16 protein-coding genes and 1 pseudogene are annotated in these 19293 nt (G+C 64.6%); 14 read left to right on the top strand and 3 right to left on the bottom strand.

Features of this window, described 5'->3' with window-relative positions:
• Positions 1-144: 144 nt before the first annotated feature.
• From ACVW1C_RS40780 to ACVW1C_RS40760, 5 genes are all read left to right on the top strand, one after another.
• Complete coding sequence (locus ACVW1C_RS40780) at positions 145-1500, top strand: tyrosine-type recombinase/integrase (RefSeq protein WP_254985791.1); 1356 nt, start codon at positions 145-147, stop codon at positions 1498-1500.
• Positions 1497-3338 (top strand): hypothetical protein, encoded by a 1842-nt coding sequence (locus tag ACVW1C_RS40775; protein WP_089172861.1) that lies wholly within the window; start codon positions 1497-1499, stop codon positions 3336-3338. The genes ACVW1C_RS40780 and ACVW1C_RS40775 overlap by 4 nt, the downstream gene beginning before the upstream one ends.
• A 35-nt stretch (positions 3339-3373) precedes the next feature.
• On the top strand, positions 3374-5500 hold the full coding sequence (locus ACVW1C_RS40770) for a hypothetical protein (RefSeq protein WP_254985788.1): 2127 nt from the start codon (positions 3374-3376) through the stop codon (positions 5498-5500).
• Complete coding sequence (locus ACVW1C_RS40765) at positions 5497-5937, top strand: hypothetical protein (protein ID WP_089172863.1); 441 nt, start codon at positions 5497-5499, stop codon at positions 5935-5937. The genes ACVW1C_RS40770 and ACVW1C_RS40765 overlap by 4 nt, the downstream gene beginning before the upstream one ends.
• A gap of 221 nt (positions 5938-6158) precedes the next feature.
• Positions 6159-7082 (top strand): ArdC family protein, encoded by a 924-nt coding sequence (locus ACVW1C_RS40760; protein WP_089172864.1) that lies wholly within the window; start codon positions 6159-6161, stop codon positions 7080-7082.
• A 14-nt stretch (positions 7083-7096) separates the two neighbouring features.
• On the opposite strand, the gene ACVW1C_RS40755 is transcribed toward ACVW1C_RS40760, so the two are convergent.
• The gene (locus ACVW1C_RS40755; protein ID WP_089172865.1) at positions 7097-7525 is read right to left on the bottom strand and encodes a MerR family transcriptional regulator; all 429 of its coding nucleotides are present in this window, start codon (positions 7523-7525) and stop codon (positions 7097-7099) included.
• An 86-nt stretch (positions 7526-7611) separates the two neighbouring features.
• Here ACVW1C_RS40755 and ACVW1C_RS40750 point away from each other — a divergent pair, with 86 nt between their 5' ends.
• From ACVW1C_RS40750 to ACVW1C_RS40710, 9 genes and pseudogenes are all read left to right on the top strand, one after another.
• Entirely contained in the window at positions 7612-8037 is a 426-nt protein-coding gene (locus tag ACVW1C_RS40750) for a mercuric transporter MerT family protein (protein WP_089172952.1), read from the top strand.
• A gap of 23 nt (positions 8038-8060) precedes the next feature.
• Positions 8061-8348: a heavy-metal-associated domain-containing protein gene (locus tag ACVW1C_RS40745; RefSeq protein WP_089172866.1), complete on the top strand. Its 288-nt coding sequence runs from the start codon at positions 8061-8063 to the stop codon at positions 8346-8348.
• Position 8349: 1 nt separating this feature from the next.
• Positions 8350-8589 carry a mercury resistance system transport protein MerF gene (gene merF, locus ACVW1C_RS40740; RefSeq protein ID WP_089172867.1) on the top strand — a complete coding sequence of 80 codons (240 nt, stop codon included), beginning with the start codon at positions 8350-8352 and terminating at the stop codon, positions 8587-8589.
• 4 nt (positions 8590-8593) lie between these two features.
• Positions 8594-10831, top strand: a complete 2238-nt coding sequence (gene merBA / locus ACVW1C_RS40735; protein WP_089172868.1) for a bifunctional organomercurial lyase/mercury(II) reductase MerBA — start codon at positions 8594-8596, stop codon at positions 10829-10831.
• 126 nt (positions 10832-10957) lie between these two features.
• Positions 10958-11173 (top strand): annotated as a pseudogene (locus tag ACVW1C_RS40730) (zincin-like metallopeptidase domain-containing protein); the annotation flags it as partial.
• A 672-nt stretch (positions 11174-11845) separates the two neighbouring features.
• Positions 11846-12157 carry a DUF736 domain-containing protein gene (locus ACVW1C_RS40725; RefSeq protein ID WP_454652795.1) on the top strand — a complete coding sequence of 104 codons (312 nt, stop codon included), beginning with the start codon at positions 11846-11848 and terminating at the stop codon, positions 12155-12157.
• Positions 12158-12293: 136 nt separating this feature from the next.
• A complete protein-coding gene (locus tag ACVW1C_RS40720; protein WP_028133125.1) occupies positions 12294-12602 on the top strand; it encodes a type II toxin-antitoxin system RelB/DinJ family antitoxin in 309 nt (102 codons plus the stop codon).
• Complete coding sequence (locus tag ACVW1C_RS40715; RefSeq protein WP_028133126.1) at positions 12599-12895, top strand: type II toxin-antitoxin system RelE/ParE family toxin; 297 nt, start codon at positions 12599-12601, stop codon at positions 12893-12895. Before ACVW1C_RS40720 ends, ACVW1C_RS40715 begins: the two co-directional genes overlap by 4 nt.
• 453 nt (positions 12896-13348) lie before the next feature.
• Positions 13349-13660, top strand: a complete 312-nt coding sequence (locus ACVW1C_RS40710) for a DUF736 domain-containing protein (protein WP_028133127.1) — start codon at positions 13349-13351, stop codon at positions 13658-13660.
• A gap of 147 nt (positions 13661-13807) precedes the next feature.
• Here ACVW1C_RS40710 and ACVW1C_RS40705 read toward each other — a convergent pair whose 3' ends face one another.
• Together ACVW1C_RS40705 and ACVW1C_RS40700 are read right to left on the bottom strand one after the other, a co-directional pair.
• Entirely contained in the window at positions 13808-15742 is a 1935-nt protein-coding gene (locus tag ACVW1C_RS40705) for an ATP-dependent nuclease (RefSeq protein ID WP_028133128.1), read from the bottom strand.
• A gap of 29 nt (positions 15743-15771) precedes the next feature.
• Positions 15772-19293, bottom strand: a complete 3522-nt coding sequence (locus ACVW1C_RS40700; protein ID WP_049819869.1) for an ATP-binding protein — start codon at positions 19291-19293, stop codon at positions 15772-15774.

The following is a 19293-nucleotide window of genomic DNA, read 5'->3' as shown; positions in this document are numbered from 1 at the left end:
GCGAACGGGAGAGCGCGAGGGGAACCCCTCGCATTCCAAACAAAAGAGTTGCGCCGAAGGCGCTCCGTTCAGGTATCGTGCGTGCAGTTATATTTTACCGACCTTGGCGCTGTTTCGCGCCCGCTTTCCATAGATGGTTTCGCAGTGAACACTGCGCCCGGCGCGCTTGACACGGCCGAGCGCGCCGGGCTGATCGATGACATGCCCTTCATCCTGATGGATGACGGCAGCTACGATCTTGATCTCAACCGGTTCTTCCGCGCCTGTCCCGCTATGGGGGCGCGATCGCCGAACACGTGGCGCTCCTACGCACGCGATATTCTTGTTTGGGCACGCTTCCTCCACGAACGCCGCGGCGGCAAGACGGTCTGGCAGGCCGACCGCCATGACGTGTTGGCGTTTCATCGGGCACGGCGCCTGTCGGACGCCGCATACCGCATTTCGGCGTCGAGCTGGAACCGTTGCGTTGCCGCGCTTGACAAGCTTTATCGCTGGGCCGTTGAAGAGGAGATCATCACGACCTCGCCCTTCGGCTACGGCGTCGCGCTACGGCGGGCGTCGGGTAGGCGCGCCATGGTGGCCGTCACGACGAACCGGGCACGTGAGCGCGCAGCGCGTCGGCACGATACCCGATACATTGACCTCGGCCGCTACCTGCTTTTTCGCGACGTCGGGCTGAGAGGACGTCTGCCGGACGGTTCCGAGGATCCTGCGTGGCGTGGCCGCAATGGGGAGCGGAACGCCCTCTTCGCCGAGCTTCTCGTCACGACCGGTTTGCGGCTGACCGAGGCCGGCAGCCTGCTCCTGACGGAGCTTCCGCGCCTGACCGAGGCTGGATCGCGCTCAGCGCCGTTCGATCTTGCCGGTCCGATCGCCAAGGGCGGACGGCCACGGCGCATCCCTATTCCCCGCAGGGTGCTGAGGATGATCGCCGACTACATCGACTTCGAGCGCACGATTTCCGCCTCCCGGTCCGAACCGGCGCTGTCCGATCCGCTCTGGCTAATGCCGGTGGACAGGAAGGTAAGAGATGACGCAGGCAAGCGTGTTCGGGTCGACCGCCTGACGCCACGCGAGCGCCGGCGCGTGCTGATCGGTGCACCCGCTACGGCGCAGCATGCCGTGCTCTGGCTGACCGAATGCGGCCAGCCTGTCCCGCCGGCCACCTGGGAAGCTGCCTTCCGCCGGGCCTGCGTCCGCTGTCGTCGCTTCGGCATCGAGATCGACGTGACGCCGCATACCTTGCGGCATACCTTCGCCGGCAACATGCTCTCCATGCTGATCCGCGAGCAGATCGGCTCGGTGTTCGATCCGCAGGACCGGCACGGCGCGGCCTACCGGCGGATTCTCTGCGATCCGCTGCAGAAGCTGCAGCACCTGCTGGGGCACGCCAGCGTGACCAGCACCTACATCTATCTCGACAGCCTTGCCGAGGCGCAGGAGCTGGTCGAGGCGGCCGCGGATCGCTGGGCAGAAGATACGGCTGGAGATGCCGCATGATTGCCGCGATGACTGCCTTAAAGCGGTGGCCGGGCCGCCGTGCACTGTTTCCCGAAGCCTTGCCCGACCCCGAGGGTGAAGCCGTCGCTGCGATCGCGTCGCTGCGCTTCTCCGTCACGCTTGCGGACCGTAGCAAGACAATCGACCTGACGATGCTCAGCGGCCGCAGGGCGTTGGCCCGGAGTTTTGCCGGTGCTCTCTGGCGCGCCTGCCAGGTCGGCGGTCCGGCCGGCTCGATCTCGACCGCTTCCGCCTATGCCAATGCGCTTAAGACGTTCTGGCGGTATCTCGACGCCGTTAGTCCCCACGTCGTCAGATTGTCCGACGTGAGCGCCGCCTGCATCGACGGCTTCGACGCCTGGATGGAGGAGAGCGGCCTGCATCCCAATCACCGGCTGCACCGGATGAGCAAGGTGCTCAACTTGCTGCGGCTCGCCGAAGCCGCCGAGCCCGGCCGCCTGCCGCCCGATGCCTCGCGGCGCTTGATGTACACGAGCGACCGGCCGGGCGTGCGCGCCCGGCCGCGTGATGCCTATGGCGACGATATCGCGAAGGCGTTGCGGACCGCGGCACGCACCGATCTGGCCGCCATCATCCGTCGCTTCGCTGACGCAGATCGAATGCCGACGGTCGAGGACGCCTTTCGAAGCAGCGCGCTCGCGGCGGCACACGAAGCGGCCATGGCGGCGATCGATGCGGAAGGCGTCATTGGGCACAGGCATCCTCTCTTCAAGCGGCTCTACACACTCCGCCGTGAGAGCGGCTTGCCGAACGATCGCCTGATCCACGATCTGCATGGCCGCCGGCACCTGCTCGCCGCCGACCTCGTGTCGCTCATAGTCCTTGTCTCGCTCGACACGGGGCTCGAGATCGAAGCGATCAAGGACCTGCGGGCAGATTGCCTGAAGAATCCGGCGGGTGGCTATGTCGAGATTGAGTATTGTAAGCGGCGGGCGCGCGGCGCTGAGTGGAAGCGGCTGCGCGTGCGCGACGGCGGTTCCTCGACTCCGGGCGGTCTGATCCGCAAGGTGCTGCAGTGGACCGGCCCGGCGCGAGACCGGCTCGGCGCCGATACGCTCTGGGTCCACTACGCCTGGGGCCGCTTGATCCCGCGCGTGCTTGGCATGAAGGAGCCTGTGGCTTCATGGACCCGCCGGCATGACATCCGCGATGAACAGGACCAGCCCCTTCGTCTCAACCTGACTCGCCTGCGCAAGACTCACAAGGCGGCATGGTACCGGCGCACGGGCGGCCAGCTCGAGCGCTTTGCCGTTGGGCACAGCACCGCGGTTGCGGCCAATCACTACGCCGACATTCCCGCGCTTCGCCATATTCACGAAGCCACGATCGCCGACGCCATGAGCGATGCGCTTGACGCAGCCCTGCGTCCCTGCGTGCTGTCGCCGGACGAGGAAGCGGCCGTCCGGGTCGATCCCGACCACGCGACCGGTCTTCCCATTTCCGGCGCCGCCGCTGTCACCGCGTTGCTCCGCGGCGAACAGGATGTCTGGCTCGCCAGTTGCGGCGGGTTCTACGCGAGCCCGTTCGGCCCAGAGGGCGAAGCCTGTCCGTCGCCCTTTTGGGGCTGTCTCGAATGCAGCAACGCGGTGATCACGGCCCGCAAGCTGCCCGCGCTGCTGTCGTTCCTCAGCTTTATCAGGACGCAGAGACAAGCGCTCACCGAAGCCGACTGGACGACCAAGTTCGGCCGCGTTCATGGCCGGATCGCCGATCAGATCCTGCCCCGGTTCAGCGAAGCCGAGATTGATGAGGCGCGACAGGCTGCGGCTGCGGACCCGAGGCTGATCTACCTTCCGCCTGAAGCGGGAGCGCCATGATGCCAGCACCGATCACACTTCCAGCCAGACCTTCTTTGCCCTCGGTCATTTACAGTGACGACGAGCCCGTGCTCGCCGGCGTCGCAATCAGGGACGATGCCGACCGCGCGCAGCTCCACCGTTTCGGTGACGATCACTGGGATTTGAGCGCCGCCATCTTCCGGGTGAACGCGCGCTACAGCAATTACCGGCTCAACTTCGCCCGCATCGCCGATCCGGTCACGCGCCGTCTGGCGAAAGAGTATGTAATCGCCCGTCTGCGCATCCACTTGCCGGGATATCGTGCGCCCTGCGGCGCGACCTCGGCGATCCGGCTTCTGCGCTACATCCAGCACTTTGCCGCGTTCCTTCGGACGCAGCTCGGCGCCGTCGACCTCGGCCGAGTGGATCCGGCTTTGCTCGACGCCTATCTGGTGCATGCCCGCGACGGCGGCCGGAGAACGCCCCACGAGACGGTGAAGTATGTCGAGGTGCCGATTGACCTGCACCACCTGGCGCCGTGGCTGACCGGCGGCGGTATCGGCTTTCTGCCGTGGCGCGGGCGCGCCGCGCACCGTGTCGCCGGCCGGCCGCCGGCGCCTGCCGAGAACGCCACGCCGCGCATTCCCGAGCCGGTCATCGGCGCCATGCTTCGCTGGGCGCTCAAGTATGTTGAGATCTATGCACCCGACATTCTCGCGGCGCGGGCGGAGCTGGATGCTCTCGAGGCCCGCTGCGCCCGGCTGATGGCGCGGGATCAGCAGACCGGACGGGCCGTCGCCAGGACCTATCGGGCCCGCGTGGCGAAGTGGCTCGACGCGCGCCGGGCTGCCGGCCGGGGTATCCCGATCTGGGAGCGCGCGCCCAACGCCGCCCGCCGGATCGATCCGCTGACCGGCCAGGAGCTGCCACCCTACAATCTGCACTTGATGCGGCTGCACGCCGGTGCGCCGGAGAGCGGCCGCGTCAGCCAGTCCGAGGCGACCGCGCGACTGATCGAGGAGATGGCTGCCGAGCTCGGAACCGAGGTTGGCGGTCTCGATACGCCGATCTCCATTGATCCGGACACCGGCCTGTCATGGCGCGAGCGCTTCGACGGCCTCAGTCTCGCCCGCGAGGAGCGGATGCTGCAGGGCGCCTGCTATATCGTCTGCGCCTATCTCACCGGCATGCGCGACAGCGAGGTGCAGGCGATGCAGCCGGGCTGCGTGTCGCCGGTGCGTAGCGGCGACGGCCTGGTCGAACGCTATCGGGTGCGCAGCACCGTCTACAAGCGCCATGGCCCGCGCGGCGTGACGGCCGACTGGATCACCATTGAGCCGGTCGCCCGCGCCGTGGAAGTCATGGAGGTGCTCTCGGCGCGCAATCGCAAGGAGAAGGGACTCTCGTCCCTGTGGGTGACGCTGAAGGATTGGCCCTGGAGCGCCGATCACCTCGGCATGGGCGCAACGGCAACGCTCAATCTGTTCCGCGACGGCCTGGACGCGCGTTCGGAAGGCGGACCAGCGATCCCGCGCCCCGGCGACGAGCCGTGGAAGTTCACGACGCGGCAGCTGCGCCGCACAATTTCCTGGTACATCGCCAACCGGCCGTTCGGCACCATCGCCGGCAAGATCCAGTACAAGCACGCCTCGGTCGCCATGTTCGAAGGTTATGCCGGATCGGCGCGGGCCGACTTCCGCCTCGCCGTCGAGCGCGAGCGCGCGCTCGGCCAGCTCGACGACATTGTCGCCCATTACGAGGCCTATCTGCGCGACGAAGGTCCGGCCGGACCGGGTGCGGCGCGATTGCGACGGGAGTTCGCCCGCGTCCACGACGAGATCGGTGATCTTCCCGGCCGGATCATGGACCGCAAGCGGTTGCGCACCACGCTCGCCCATCTCGGACGGACGTTGCATGTCGGCTTCCTCAATGACTGCCTCTTCGATGCGGCGACCGCCCTCTGCCTCACGGACGTGGCGGATCCCGAGCGAACGGCGCCGGCGCTTTCCCGATGCAGTCCCGATCGCTGCCCGAACGCCTGTCTGACCGCCCGGCATCGCGAGCCGTGGCAGGCCTCGATCGCCGAGGGCGAAGGGCTGCTTGCCGACCGGCGCCTGTCGCCGTTGCAACGCGAAGCCATCGCGCGCGACAACGAACGCAAACGCCGGCTCATCGCACCCCTGATAGAGGGCGCCGCATGAGCGCGCTCGGCCCGAAGAGCGAGGCGGCGCTGCGGGCGGCGATGGCACGGCTGCTCGACGGCCGCCCCGAGCGCACCGACGGCGCGCTGACCGTCGCCAACCTGGCGCGCGAGGCCGGAGTCAGCCGGGCGACGGCGAACCGTGCGGTCGATGTTCTCGCCGAGTTCCGTGCCGCCGAAGCACGCCACCGGCGAGCCACTCCGAGAGCCCTCAAGGAGCGCATCCGCGCGCTCGAGGCCGAGCTGCGCGCCGTGCGCGGCGCCGAGATCGCCGAGCTGCGCGGCCTCGCCCGCACGCTCGCCCAGCACATCCAGGTGCTGACGCTGCAGATCGCCGAGCGGGATGCGGTGATAGCCGGTCTGCAGGACGAGCTTGACCGATCGCGCGAGGCCAAGGTCGTCGCGCTGCGACGCCCGCCGCGAGACGGCGCCGGCTGAGAGCCGCGCAACTGCCTATCGTCGACCGGTCTTGCGGTCGTCGGTCATGGGTGCCTCTTCAAGCTCGCCCGTCGAGGCAGGGGCTCGGGTGTGGCAGACGCTGCCAGCCCATCAACCCTGTTCCGCACCAGCACCGAGAACAGGGTGTGACGGGCCGGCCCCCCCGCGTCTGCCCCTGCCGCCTCGCCCTCGACGGAGAGGGCGAGCTGAAGGAGGCACCCATGACCACAGATCGCAGCAACTCGACCCGGACTGATATCTACGAGCGTGTCACCAGCCAGATCATCGCCGCCATCGAAGCCGGCGCCGGCGACTACCGGATGCCGTGGCATCACGACGGATCGGCCATCACCACGCCGGTCAACGTCGCCTCGTGCAAGGCCTATCGTGGCGTCAACATCCTCTCGCTCTGGGCCGCGGCGCACGCGGCCGGCTATCCCGCCGGCATTTGGGGCACCTACCGCCAATGGCAGGCGCTCGGCGCCCAGGTTCGCAAGGGCGAACGCGGCCATCTGGTCGTGTTCTGGAAGACCACCGATCGCGGCGATGCGGACGCCCAACACGGCGACGAGGATCGCGACGAGCCCGCCCGGCGGATGTTCGCCCGCGGCTACACCGTCTTCAACTGCGCGCAGGTCGACGGCTACACACCGCCCGAGACGCCGGAGCTGCCCGAGGTCGAGCGGATCGAGCGGGCCGAACGGTTCTGCGCGGCCCTCGGCATCGACATCCGCCACGGCGGACCGCAGGCCTACTACCGCCCGTCTACCGACCAGGTGCAGATGCCGGAGTTCGCCTGCTTCCGCGACGCGGTCGCCTACTACGCCGTGTTGCTGCATGAATGCGGCCACGCTTCCGGCGCCAGGCATCGCCTCGACCGCGATCTTTCCGGACGCTTCGGCTCGGCCGCCTACGCGATGGAGGAATGCACGGTCGAGCTCTTGAGCGCGATGATCTGCGCCGATCTCAACCTGAGCGTCGAGCCGCGACCCGACCACGCCCGTTACATCGCCTCCTGGCTCAAGGTGCTGCGTTCCGACTCGCGCGCCATCTTCACCGCCGCGAGCAAGGCGCAGGAGATCACCGACTGGATGCACGCGCAGCAGGTCGGCGATCGCCAGCACGAGGTCCGGGGCGCCGCATAGGCGCCCCTGCTCGATCAGTTGACGGTTCGCTCCTGGAACAGCGTCTCGATCAGCGGACACTCCGGGAGCGTGCCGTCGCCGCACTGGGCAACGACGTCCTCGAGCACCCGCTCCATGCGCCTTAGGTCGGCGATCTTCGCCCGGACGTCGGCAAGGTGGACGGCAGCGACATCGCGTGCTTCGGCACAGGGCCGGTCGCGCTCGTCAACGAGACGCAGGAGCTCACGGATTTCGTCAAGCGAGAACCCGAGCTCGCGCGCCCGCAAAACGAAGCGAAGCCGCCGCTCGTGAGTGCTGTTGTAGCTGCGATAGCCGCTCGCCGTGCGCGGCGGCTCGGGCAGAAGGCCGACCTTCTCATAATAGCGCACCGTCTCCAGATTGCAGCCCGTCCGCCGGGCGAGCTCGGCCCGCTGTATGCCCTTCATCCCGGCGTGATCGCCCATCGCAAAAAGCCCTCTTGACTCTGTAGTTGCTACAGACTGCACACTAGCGCCTGGATAGGAATTCGGCAAGGAAAGCGAGTCCTGACATGAATGCATCGCGATATGGACCAGCAGACATTGCACCGACTGCAGCGAAGCTGACGACGCCCGAGCAGAATGAGGTCCGGCGGCAGCGCCTGGTCGCAGTCGGCGGTATTCTCGGCGCCATCGGCGCCTCGTCCTGCTGCATCATTCCACTCATCCTGTTCAGCCTTGGTATCAGCGGTGCCTGGATTGGCAATCTGACGGCACTTGCCCCCTACAAGCCCTTCTTCGTCGCTGGGACGACAGGCGTTCTCGGCTACGGCTTTTACCTCGTCTACTGGAAGCCACGGCGAGCCTGCGCCGACGGCGAAGCCTGCACACGCCCCGCCCCCAGCCGCCTCGTCCAGATCGGACTCTGGATGGCAACGGTTCTCGTCGTTGCTGCCTTCGCCTTCGACTACGTTGCTCCGCTGCTGCTTTCCGCCTGATACCGAAAGGAGAGCCTCCCCCTATGAAGAGTTTGAGCGTTTGCACCCTGATCGGCTCGCTGATGCTGGCCCCTGCCGCCTGGGCCGGCGAGCGCACCATCACCTTCGCCGTCGACAACATGACCTGCGCCACGTGTCCCTACATTGTGAAGACCACGATGGCGGCGGTCCCCGGCGTCGCGAATGTGACCGTCTCCTTCGAGGCGAAGACCGCGACTGTCACCTTCGACGATGCGAAGACGAACCCCGATGCCATCGCGGCCGCCAGCATGAATGCCGGTTATCCGGCCCACCCGAGGCAGGGCAGTTGACATGAACGACCTTGCCCTGGTCCGCACCGGCGTGGCGGGCGGCATAATAGCTGCGATCTGCTGCGTGACACCCATTCTTGCCGTCCTGCTGCCGCTCGTCGGTCTGGGCGCGTGGCTCGTCAGCGCGGATCTGATGGCGTTTTCACTGCTGGCCGTCAGCCTGGGACTCATAGCGTGGGGCCTCTACCGCCGCCGGGCGAATGCGGCCTGCGGCGAGAGCAAGAACCACAAGGAAGCCTGAAGCCATGAACGATTGCTGTGCATCCTCCTCCCGGGACAAACCTGCCGTTTCTCAGCCCGCGACACTGCCGAGCTTCGCCGTGCGGCCCGATGTTACGTTTCCGGACTGGTCGGCCGTCACATTGCCGGCGGTCCGAGACGCCTTGCAGGCGATGGTCGGCTCCGACCACGTGCTCAATCGCTGGAGCGGCTACGATCCCACCACGGACCGCGTGCGCGTTGCGTTGCTCCAGCTCTACGCCGAAGACGGGCAGGCCCCGGCTATAGGCGCGCTTGCGGAACGTGCAAGTTTGAGCGAGACGGCCATCTGGCCGTTGCTCGCAGAACTTCGCCGGCGCGACCTCGTCGTTCTCGACGGCGAGCAGATCGTCGGTGCCTATCCCTTCACCGACCGCGACACCGGCCATCGGGTCACGCTGGACGGACATGTTCTCAACGCCATGTGCGCGGTCGACGCGCTCGGCATCGGCGCCATGACCGGTCGTGACGTCGCGATCGCCTCGCAATGCCGCCATTGCGGCGCGCCGATCCGGATCACGACGCGTGAGCGAGGACGGGCGCTGGCCGCCGTCGCGCCGTCGACGGCCGTCATGTGGCAAAGTGTCCGCTATGAAGGCGGCTGCGCCGCGAGCTCGCTCTGCGCGACGACCGCCTTCTTCTGCTCGGACGAGCATCTCTCCCTCTGGCGCGACGAACGTTCTGCCGACAAGCCGGGTTTCCGGCTGTCGATCGAGGAAGGACTGCAGGCTGGCCGCGCTCTGTTCGGGCCGAGCCTTGCTGGACTCGATACGGCGTCGAAGAGCACGGCGGTCGCAAGCCGCCCCTTCCCGGCCAACGGCCGCAATGGTGGCACCTACGACCTCGTCGTGATTGGCGCCGGCTCGGCCGGCTTCTCTGCCGCGATCACCGCCGCTGATCAGGGCGCCCAAGTCGCGCTGATCGGCAGTGGTACCATCGGCGGCACCTGCGTCAATGTCGGCTGCGTACCATCGAAGACCCTCATCCGCGCCGCTGAGACGCTGCACAACGCTCGCGTGGCAGCCCGTTTTGCCGGCATCACAGCCGAGGCCGAACTGGCCGACTGGCGCGGAACCGTTCGTCAGAAGGACGCGCTGGTTTCGGAGCTGCGCCGGGCCAAGTATGTCGACCTGCTCCCCGCCTACAACGGCATCGCGTATCGCGATGGGCCGGCGCGCCTCGTCGACGACGGTGTCGAGGTGAATGGTACACGCATTCCGGCCGGCAAAATCATCATCGCTACCGGCGCGCGGCCGGCAATCCCCGCCATCCCTGGGATCGAGACCGTGCCGTATCTGACCAGCACGTCGGCGCTCGAGCTTGAGAAGCTGCCGTCCTCACTGCTCGTCATCGGCGGCGGCTATATCGGCGCGGAACTCGCCCAGATGTTCGCCCGTGCCGGCGTCAAGGTGACGCTCGTCTGTCGCTCGCGACTGTTGCCTGAGGCCGAGCCGGAGATCGGCGCGGCGCTGACGGGGTATTTCGAGGACGAAGGGATCACTGTCGTCTCCGGCATCGCCTACCGTACGATCCGCAAGACTGAGGGCGGCGTTTCACTGACCGTTACGCGCGACGGCGAGGATATTGCTGTCGGCGCCGATCAGGTGCTGATTTCCACCGGCCGCACGCCCAACATCGAAGGCCTCGGGTTTGCCGAGCACGGGATTGCCATCTCGCCGAAGGGCGGCATCGTCGTCGATGACCGCATGCGCACGACGCGCGCTGGCATCTATGCCGCCGGCGACGTCACCGGCCGCGACCAGTTCGTCTACATGGCTGCCTACGGTGCCAAGCTCGCGGCCAAGAACGCCCTTAACGGCGACAGCCTGCGCTATGACAACAGCGCCATGCCGGCGATCGTGTTCACCGATCCGCAGGTGGCGAGCGTCGGGCTGATCGAGGCCGCAGCGCGCGCCGCCGGGCATGCGGTCCGCGTCTCGACGATCGGTCTCGACCAGGTGCCCCGTGCGCTTGCCGCCCGCGACACACGTGGGCTCATCAAGCTCGTCGCCGACGCCGGCAGCGGCCGGCTGCTTGGCGCGCACATCCTCGCGCCGGAAGGCGCCGACAGCATCCAGACCGCAACACTGGCAATCCGGCAGGGGCTCAGCGTCGACGATCTGGCGGACACGATCTTTCCGTACCTCACCACCGTCGAGGGCCTGAAGCTCGCGGCGCTAGCCTTCGACAGGGACGTCGCCAAGCTGTCCTGCTGCGCCGGTTGAATAGTGGCAAGGGCCTCTGAGCACCCCTCGAATCTGTCTCACGCGTCGAGATCGATCGGAAGCGTGTGGATTTTCAGACAAATGCCGCCGAAAAATCCGCCTGAGACAGGTTGACTGTTCAGATAAGTCGCCGAACTCGGGAGCTGCTTCCTCTGCGCGGATCTCGGGATCTCTCCCGAACTCGAACCGCGGCCGGATCATGCGAGCTACCTCGCATCGTGGTTGGAGGTTCTGTCTAATGAGAAGCGCTTTATCTTCTCGGCTGCCGCGCATGCGCAACGCGCCGTCGCCTATCTCCACGACCTGCAGCCGAAAGCAGCAGACGTCGAGGAGGCGGCATGATGAGCGCACAGCGCGATTCGCGCCGACGCTTGCCGGCCCTTCCTTGTCCGGCGATCAGCACAGAGACCCTCGCTCCTTGTCGGCTGCTCGACGGCCAGCCCGCGCCCTTTCCTCGGGCTGGATATCGCGAACCGACAGCGGCCTTGCCGGCCTTCCTTCGAGGGAACCTAACGTTCTGGCGTTGCGCAGGTCATCGCTGTGCCGAGTAAATCGCGGTCGCAGCCTGTGCGTTCACCTTGCGGGCCCTGTGGCTCTTGTCGGCCGGGCAGCGCGCTTACCTTCCCGGTTCGGCTCTCGACCCGCAAGCTTGAGGAATTGAAAGATGTGTGCGGTGATCGGTGATCGGGTTCTTTCGTCGGTCGGGTTTCGATGAGCGCAAATCGTGTCCCTCGGCCGTTTCTTCAGGCACACCCACGTCGTCCTCGATTTGGCATGTCTGACCGAAGGCCGTCGTCGCTAAGGCGCCGCCTCGCTCTTATCCCCGCAACAGCCGGTTACGACTTTCTTCCCCTGGCCGCTCGCGCGTCCATTCCTCGCGCAAGACAAGAAAGTCGTGCCCTGGCTGCCCTCTACTGCGTGCCGGCCCCTTCGGGGTGCGGGTCGATCGCCTCCGGTCTGTCGCCAGCCATCGAGGCCGCGATGGGCGGCCCGGGAAACTGAAAGGACACGACAATGGCGACCATCGGCACCTTCACCTCGAGCGGCACCGGCTTCACCGGCACGGTTCGCACCCTCGCGCTCAATGCCAAGGCCAAGCTGGTTCGGGTCGAGAACCCCTCCGACAAAGGACCGCACTTCCGCATCTTCGCCGGCAGTGTCGAGCTGGGAGCGGCCTGGCAGAAGACCGCCAGGGACACCGAGCGCGACTACCTCTCGGTCAAGCTGGACGATCCGAGCTTCCCCGCTCCGATCTACGCCACCCTGATCGAGGTGGAAGGCCAGGAAGGTCTCCAGCTCATCTGGTCCCGCCCCAGCCGGGATTGATGGGCTCGACGCAGCGGCTCCGCCGAAAGGCGGGGCCGCCTGGCTGCTGTGCTCACCCCCGGTCACGGGGCCGTGACCCCTCTGGCGCATGTCATTCAAATGCATTACATTGGCCGTGAATAAAGGAGGTCGCGCTATGGCTTCGAATGCCCTGGTCCAAACCCGAATCGATGCGGACGTAAAAGAAAAGGCTACCGCGGTTCTGGAAAACATGGGTCTCACGGTATCCGACGCCGTGCGGATCCTGCTGACACGCACGGCCAACGAAGGGATGCTTCCGCTGGAGCTCGTGAGCAACAGCCAAGCTTACGATAGCTGGTTTCGTGAGAAGGTACGCCAAGCGCTGGCGGATACCCGGCCCGATCTCGATGATTCCGAGGTTGAAGCGCATTTCGCGGAACGCCGTGCCGCTGCGCTCCGAAAAGCGGCGGAGCATGAACGGTGAAACTCGTCTGGTCGCGCTTCGCGTTGTCCGATCGCGACGGCATTTTCAGCTACATCGAGGCCGAGAATCCCCGCGCCGCGGTTCATGTTGATGATCAGATTGCCGATGCCGCGCGGCGCCTGCTCGACTTTCCGGATAGCGGCCGGCCGGGGCGTGTCGCTGGGACGCGCGAGTTGGTCATTCCGCGTACATCTTATGTCGCGGCGTACCTGGTCGACGGCGATACCGTTCGCATCTTGCGCGTGCTTCACGGCGCGCAGATGTGGCCCGACGAACTTACCAATGACGATTGAGGCCGGCTCCGTACGATATCCTGCGGCCGGAGCTCCCAGATAGGCTGGTGATCAAGCGCGGCGTTAACTTGGGCTCGACACTGACTTTCAGCGCCGGCCTTAGGGCACGGTTGGTCGGGAATGCATGAGCAGTTGCAACGTCACGGGGAGCGCGTCCGCCATCGCGTTCCTCGGCCGTTTCTTCGGGCACGTCCACGTCGTCCTCGATTTGGCATGTCTGACCGAAGGCCGTCGTCGCTTAAGCGCCGCCTCGCTCTTATCCCCGCAACAGCCGGTTACGACTTTCTTCCCCTGGACCGCTGCGCGTCCATTCCTCGCGCAAGACAAGAAAGTCGCAGCCTGGCTGCCCTCTACTGCGTGCCGGCCCCTTCGGGGTGCGGGTCGATCGCCTCCGGTCTGTCGCCAGCCATCGAGGCCGCGATGGGCGGCCCGGGAAACTGAAAGGACACGACAATGGCGACCGTCGGCACCTTCACTTCGACCGGCAACGGCTTCACCGGCACGGTTCGCACCCTCGCGCTCAATGCCAAGGCCAAGCTGGTTCGGGTCGAGAACCCCTCCGACAAGGGACCGCACTTCCGCATCTTCGCCGGTAACGTCGAGCTGGGAGCGGCCTGGCAGAAGACCGCCAGGGACACCGAGCGCGACTACCTCTCGGTCAAGCTCGACGATCCGAGCTTCCCGGCTCCGATCTACGCCACCCTGATCGAGGTGGAAGGCCAGGAAGGTCTCCAGCTCATCTGGTCCCGCCCCAGCCGGGATTGACGGCCCGACGTAGCGGCCTCGCCGAAAGGCGGGGCCGTTTCTCTAGTAAAATGCCAATACCGCTTCTATGAGCCATTGGCCTAAAGCCTCCTTTCCAGCGTGGGGCTGACATGCCGCTCTCCGATGTCTTCGTTAGGCTTGCGATTGTTACACCTGCCCTTGAGCAAATGTGAGGATGTGGCCAACCAGTTTCTCAAGGCTCGCCGGCACAGCGTTCTCCTTCGCTAGACTTTCGAGATGCATTGCGATGTGGACGGGGTTCTTGGAGAAGCTGCCGGCGGGATTCCCGAGCGCCTTCGTTACCTGGCCGAACGTTTTATCCCAGATCACCCCGTCGACTTCTGACCGGAGTGTCGCGCCCAAATTGATGGGCCACTGAACAAACCGATCATGCCAGACAACGGTCGCCGGAAATGGGTCTCCTGCATTGCCGCCCATAAGCGTCAGAAGGTTACGGTTATCGGCTTCGTGCTTGGGCCGCTCGTTTGCACTGGTCTTGTCACCATCAGCGTCAAAGATTGCAAGGCTGGGAATGGCCAACTCCTCTGCGACGATAAGCGGTTCCAACAAATAGCCCTTTCCATTGACGGGAATGAAATGAGCGCCGAAACGGCGAAAATCATTCCAGCGATCGGTCAGAACGAGCCAGGACGTGAGATAGGCGACATCCTCAAGGCCTTCAACGAAAACCACGCGGGGCGCGAAGAACATCTCCGTCAGGTGGGGCTGCAGTGCCTGATGAAGACGCGCCATCCGGGCGGAGGGCTTTTCCGGCTTTTCGCCGGTAACCGCACTGATTCGGTCCGCGAGCTTTTGAAACTCGAGTGATGTGATGTTCGAGCGCTTGGCAGCGACGTCCCGTCGCACCATCCGCACGCATTCGAACTGCCTGCCAGAAACAAAGTATGGGCTGTGGCTGGAGACCACGATCTGTGCATTACCGGCACAAAGTTGATGGAGCACATCGGCCAGATAGCGCGCTTGCGGCGGATGCTGAAACAGCTCGGGCTCCTCGATGGCGAGAAGAAGGGTCGGAGCCGATGCATCGTCGGCTGTTGCCAGTTCTTGAAGGAGGGCGAGGAGATACGATCTCTGCAGCCCGTGACCAAAGCGCGCCAGTTCGCCTTCAAAATTGCCTTCACCAGCAAATAATCGCGCCATCGGCTCGTCTATCTGTACCGACTTCTTGACGTCCTCCATCCAGGCCAGTCTGGCGGTCGCCTCTGGGTGGGCGAAGTGAGCGAGCCGTTCACTAAGCGACTTGGAGATTTCCGCCAGTGCGCCCTGCTGCGCATCGAGCAGCAAGCGATACCGGTCCCGGGTTTCTTCTTTGAGCTTGCTGATTTCGTCGCCGAAATTGACTTTGGCTCGAACGGTTCTGGCAAGAATTTTTCCAAGCGCGGTGTTCTTCGCCTCCACGTTCTCCTTCGTCGCGTCTTTAATCGCCGGCAGATAAATCCATTGGACGTGGCGAGACAGACGATTGGCGCCCTTGCTGAATCCATAAAATTGATCCTCGCTCGGGATAAGCTCGCAACTCTCCGGATGAGCCTCCTCATAGGCGCGTAGCGCATCTCGCATTGCATCCTTGGCGCCTGGTTTGGGCAGGTCCGCGCCATACTTGCCGAGCAGTTGCTCATAGAGTGCCCTACATTCTCCCGCCGGCCTGCCGTCGTTGTACGCCTTAAAGAACGGCGCAAAATCGGGCATCGCACTCCTTTGTCCAAACTGGCGGACCGATGCGATTTTCGTGTCCGGGTTGAACTCCGCTCTGGCGGTGACGATCAAGACGTCATGGCGGACGTATTCTGCGAAATCAGTTTTTGCAGCTTCAGACAGATCATCAAACGTCACCGTAATTTCGATTGGGTCTCGCGTATTGCGGTTGTGAAAATCTTCTTCATCCAGGTCGATGACATTGGTGGAAGAGGCGTCCTGTTCGCGAAAGAAGATATTTAACGCGCACAAGACAGTTGATTTTCCAGAACCGTTCGCGCCGACCAAGGCGGTGTACTCCTCGAGCTCCACCGTGCACTCGTGGAATGAGCGAAAATTCTTCATATGAATGGACTTGATCTTCACTTACCCTTCTCCCGGTCCAATTATTGATGTTACCCAGCTGCGGCGGTTTGCTCGTCACCGAGCGACTCCACGATGACCGAGAGGTCGTGAACACGAACCGTTGGGCAGATCCTTTTCGCGATCTCGCACAGGTGACGATGATGCGTGAGGTAGACGACTTGTCCAACGCCGGCCATCTCGGCAAACAGCCGGAATGCTTCTTCGGCGCGGAAGTCGTCAAACGTCTCCATGATGTCGTCAGCGATGAACGGCACAGGGCTTCGCGCTCGGACGAATTCGTGGTAGCCGGCCACGCGCAAGGCCAGATAGAGTTGAAAGCGCGTACCTTTCGATAATTCGTCGGCCGACTTTGAGCCGCCGCCCGCCGACAGGGCGATCAAGGTTTCGCCGTCCTTGCTGGGCTGGGCCACGAGCCCGCTGTAGGCGCCGCGGCTGACCGTCCGAAATGCCGCGGAGGCGCGCATCATCATCGCGCTGCGATGGCGCTCGCGATAAGCGCGCAGCGCCTGCTCCATGGCGACCGTGCCAGCACGCAGTTGCAGGTAGCGTCCAGCGCCGTCCTGGATTTCAAGCAACGTTGTGCGGCGACGCTCCTCGATCTCCGCGACCTTCGAGTCCCCTCCGATCGCCTCGACCTGATCGATCGCCTGACTTCGCGTGGCGAACAGTTCGTGACAGCGCTTGTCTTGGTCGTCGAAACGTGCCTTCAGCTCGAAAAGCTCTGCCTCCAGCGCTGGTCGATCGGCAGTATCGAGGATGCGTTCGGCTTCAGTGATATCGGAGAGGCGCAATGCTTCGCGAATTTCATTCTCCGCGTCGTCGACGTCAGCCTGCAGTTCATTTCGTTTGCCGACGTCCAGGAGCTTTCCGGCGACCTCGGCCAGCGAAGTGACGCCGAAGAACGACGTCATCGTGCTCTTCTGCCCTTCGTGAATCGCCAGCGTTTCGGTAAGCAATCGTTCCCTCTTGCGCGCATCTTCGAGACTATCAGTCGCCTTGGCACGGCGGGCGCGATCTGCGACCGCGTCGCGAACACGATCGCCGACGCGTTGCGCCAGATCGAGGACCGTGTTTGCGCCAGCCGGAATCGTCATCTCGCTGCAGATGGCCGCAACTTCATCGCGAAACGCGGTTTGGTCCTTCTCCATCTTTTCGATACGGTCGACCAAACCCGCTCTTTTTTCGAGAGCAGGCCCGAGATCAGCCGCAGCCGATAGAATCTCACGCACGGTCGCAAGCGTCGGAATTTTACCCCTCTCGCCGAACCAGCACCCCTGGCACGCTGTTGTCCAGGACGCGACCCAGGTCTGCTCATCTGCGTTCGCCTGCTCCGCAGCGCGTTCCCGTTGCAGCAGCTCGCGTTTCCGCTCGCCCACCGCGGCGCGCAGAGACCGGAGCTCGCCTTCGTGGTCGAGGATCACTTGAGCCGTCGTGAGAAGACCGTCGAATCCGCACTCAGGATCATAGGATAGGCCGGCGCTATCGAGTGCTGCTCTCAAGCGGTCATTAGCGTCTTCTGCATCGGCCTTGGCGTCGCGCAGGTCGCGCTCGGCCGTAAGAACGGCCTCTCGTGCCTCCAGCGCCTTTTCGCGCCGTGCGAGCCAGCCGTCGAGGTCTGACAGCGTGATATCGTCGGAAAACGATACCGCCATCGTGCGAACAGCGGCAGCGATCTGATCGCGGATTGACTGCATGGCCGCAGAAGTTGCGTCTTTAAGTTCAATGACCCGCGTCAATTCAGCTGCAGCGATGGTGAGTGATTGTCCGTTCTGATGGAGTTTTGCCAAATCTGACATATGCGCTTGGCGGCTCGACGTAACGACGTCGTCGTATCGCAGCGCACTCTCGAACGCATCGGCGGATGTGGCCTCGAGATCACGGCGGTGCGCGGACCAGGCTTGCTCACGCTGTGTCCGGATGGCTGCCGCCTCTTGGTCGGAGACGACGCCTGTCATGCTGGCGATGGCGTCGCGTTCCGCCTCGAACCGGCGGATCTCGCTGGTCAGCCGATCGATATCGACGACATGCTGACGGAACTCCCGCTGTGCCTCGTCAAGCGCCAACTTCCACTGTTGGATGGCATCGCCACTAGGGCATCGCATACCGACGAGATCCTCGACCTCGCCCTGCCAGGGATGCAGTGTACGGAGGCGGTCGCTCAGCGTCGAGATTGCGGTCTCGCGGGCCCGCTCCGCCAATCGGCGCCGTGCGGTATGGTCGGCGTTACGCGAAGCGGCCACGGCGGCCGTCAGTCGGGCGATCGCGCCGTCCCTGCCCCGCTCGGCTTCCCGATTGGCCCCGGCGTCGCGCAGCGCAAGCTCCGCATCGGTCAGACGGCGACGGGCGTCAGCAAGTTCCGCCGCCGTGGTGCGGATGGCGCTCTCAACGCCCGAACGAGATTCGACCAATTCGCGCAAGCCGCCGACCGTCGAGGCGCCGAGTAAGAGTCGACGAGGGTCCGCTTCGCCTTCCCGTTCCATCCGTGTCAAGATGCCGGACACGGCCAATTCCGCCGCTTGCAATTGCATCCGGCGCTCCGGGATGTCCTTCTCCGCTGTCACATGACGGGCTCGCAGGTCGGCGAGCCGCTCCACTCTGCTGAACAGCCGCAACGCAGGCTCGTCAATGACGATCGATTCGGCCTCGGCGCCAAGCCGATCGATTTCGTCGGCGACCGCCCGTGTTTGTACGCTGAGCTCTATCTCCTCCTTCTGCAGCTTCGGCAGGTCCATGTTCCAGGCTGGCTGCGGAGCGGGCAACTTGGCGAGCGGTTGGAGGCGTTCGCGGAGCGTTCGGAGCGCGGCGAGACGCGGCAGAGCAGCGAGGTGTCGCTGGATTTCATCGAGCCGCGCCTGGATTCGCGTTCGTTCACCGATCGCTTCATCATATTGTGACGAAGCTCGGTCGCGGATGTCGATAAGTCGGGCATAATCAGACGCCAGCGTATCCAACCGCTCGCGTTCGGCTTTCAATTCGGCGAGGCGCGTCTTGAGATCGGTGAGAATCCCACTCCGCGCGCGGTATTTATAGAAGCCATCGGCCTCTGCCCTCAAGTCGAGCAGTCTGCGGCTGAGATCAGCAAGGCCCGCACTGGCGGAAAACAGCAGTTCTCCAAGATCGCCCTTGCTGGCGAGAATGCTCTCGCCGCCTTTCTCCAGGGTCTCATCATCAAGTGAAAACATCGTCCGATATGACTCGCGATCGATACCGCCAAGTTCTCCGCGAATGACGGTTTCGGCAATCGGTCGATCGTCGGCATCCAGCAGGCTGTTCTGCGGCCGCTTGATCCGGACGAGTTCGCGGGCTTCAGCGGCGAGTTCAATGAGGCCTCCCACCCGCATAGTTGGATAGGGATGAAGGAAGCCGAACGGACTCTGCGTTCCCATTCCGAACAACAGATCAAGGAAGGCCGCGAGAGCCGTCGACTTGCCCGCCTCATTCGGACCATAGACGATGTGCAGGTCAGGTTGGCCTTGTGGCTTCTCGCCGAAGTCGATGCTGCGGCCGGTGAAGTTCCCGTAGCGGGTGAGATCGAGGCGCTTGAGACGCAT

This window comes from Bradyrhizobium sp. USDA 4011 (assembly GCF_054063415.1).
This window is presented reverse-complemented; position numbering and strand designations above follow the sequence as displayed.

Excerpts from the sequence above, each read along its gene's own strand:
- ACVW1C_RS40775 (WP_089172861.1), top strand. The coding sequence starts at position 1,497 with ATGATTGCCGCGATGACTGCCTTAAAGCGGTGGCCGGGCCGCCGTGCA.
- ACVW1C_RS40765 (WP_089172863.1), top strand. The coding sequence starts at position 5,497 with ATGAGCGCGCTCGGCCCGAAGAGCGAGGCGGCGCTGCGGGCGGCGATG.
- ACVW1C_RS40760 (WP_089172864.1), top strand. The coding sequence starts at position 6,159 with ATGACCACAGATCGCAGCAACTCGACCCGGACTGATATCTACGAGCGT.
- ACVW1C_RS40755 (WP_089172865.1), bottom strand. The coding sequence starts at position 7,525 with ATGGGCGATCACGCCGGGATGAAGGGCATACAGCGGGCCGAGCTCGCC.
- ACVW1C_RS40750 (WP_089172952.1), top strand. The coding sequence starts at position 7,612 with ATGAATGCATCGCGATATGGACCAGCAGACATTGCACCGACTGCAGCG.
- ACVW1C_RS40745 (WP_089172866.1), top strand. The coding sequence starts at position 8,061 with ATGAAGAGTTTGAGCGTTTGCACCCTGATCGGCTCGCTGATGCTGGCC.
- merF (WP_089172867.1), top strand. The coding sequence starts at position 8,350 with ATGAACGACCTTGCCCTGGTCCGCACCGGCGTGGCGGGCGGCATAATA.
- merBA (WP_089172868.1), top strand. The coding sequence starts at position 8,594 with ATGAACGATTGCTGTGCATCCTCCTCCCGGGACAAACCTGCCGTTTCT.
- ACVW1C_RS40725 (WP_454652795.1), top strand. The coding sequence starts at position 11,846 with ATGGCGACCATCGGCACCTTCACCTCGAGCGGCACCGGCTTCACCGGC.
- ACVW1C_RS40720 (WP_028133125.1), top strand. The coding sequence starts at position 12,294 with ATGGCTTCGAATGCCCTGGTCCAAACCCGAATCGATGCGGACGTAAAA.
- ACVW1C_RS40710 (WP_028133127.1), top strand. The coding sequence starts at position 13,349 with ATGGCGACCGTCGGCACCTTCACTTCGACCGGCAACGGCTTCACCGGC.
- ACVW1C_RS40700 (WP_049819869.1), bottom strand. The coding sequence starts at position 19,293 with ATGCGTCTCAAGCGCCTCGATCTCACCCGCTACGGGAACTTCACCGGC.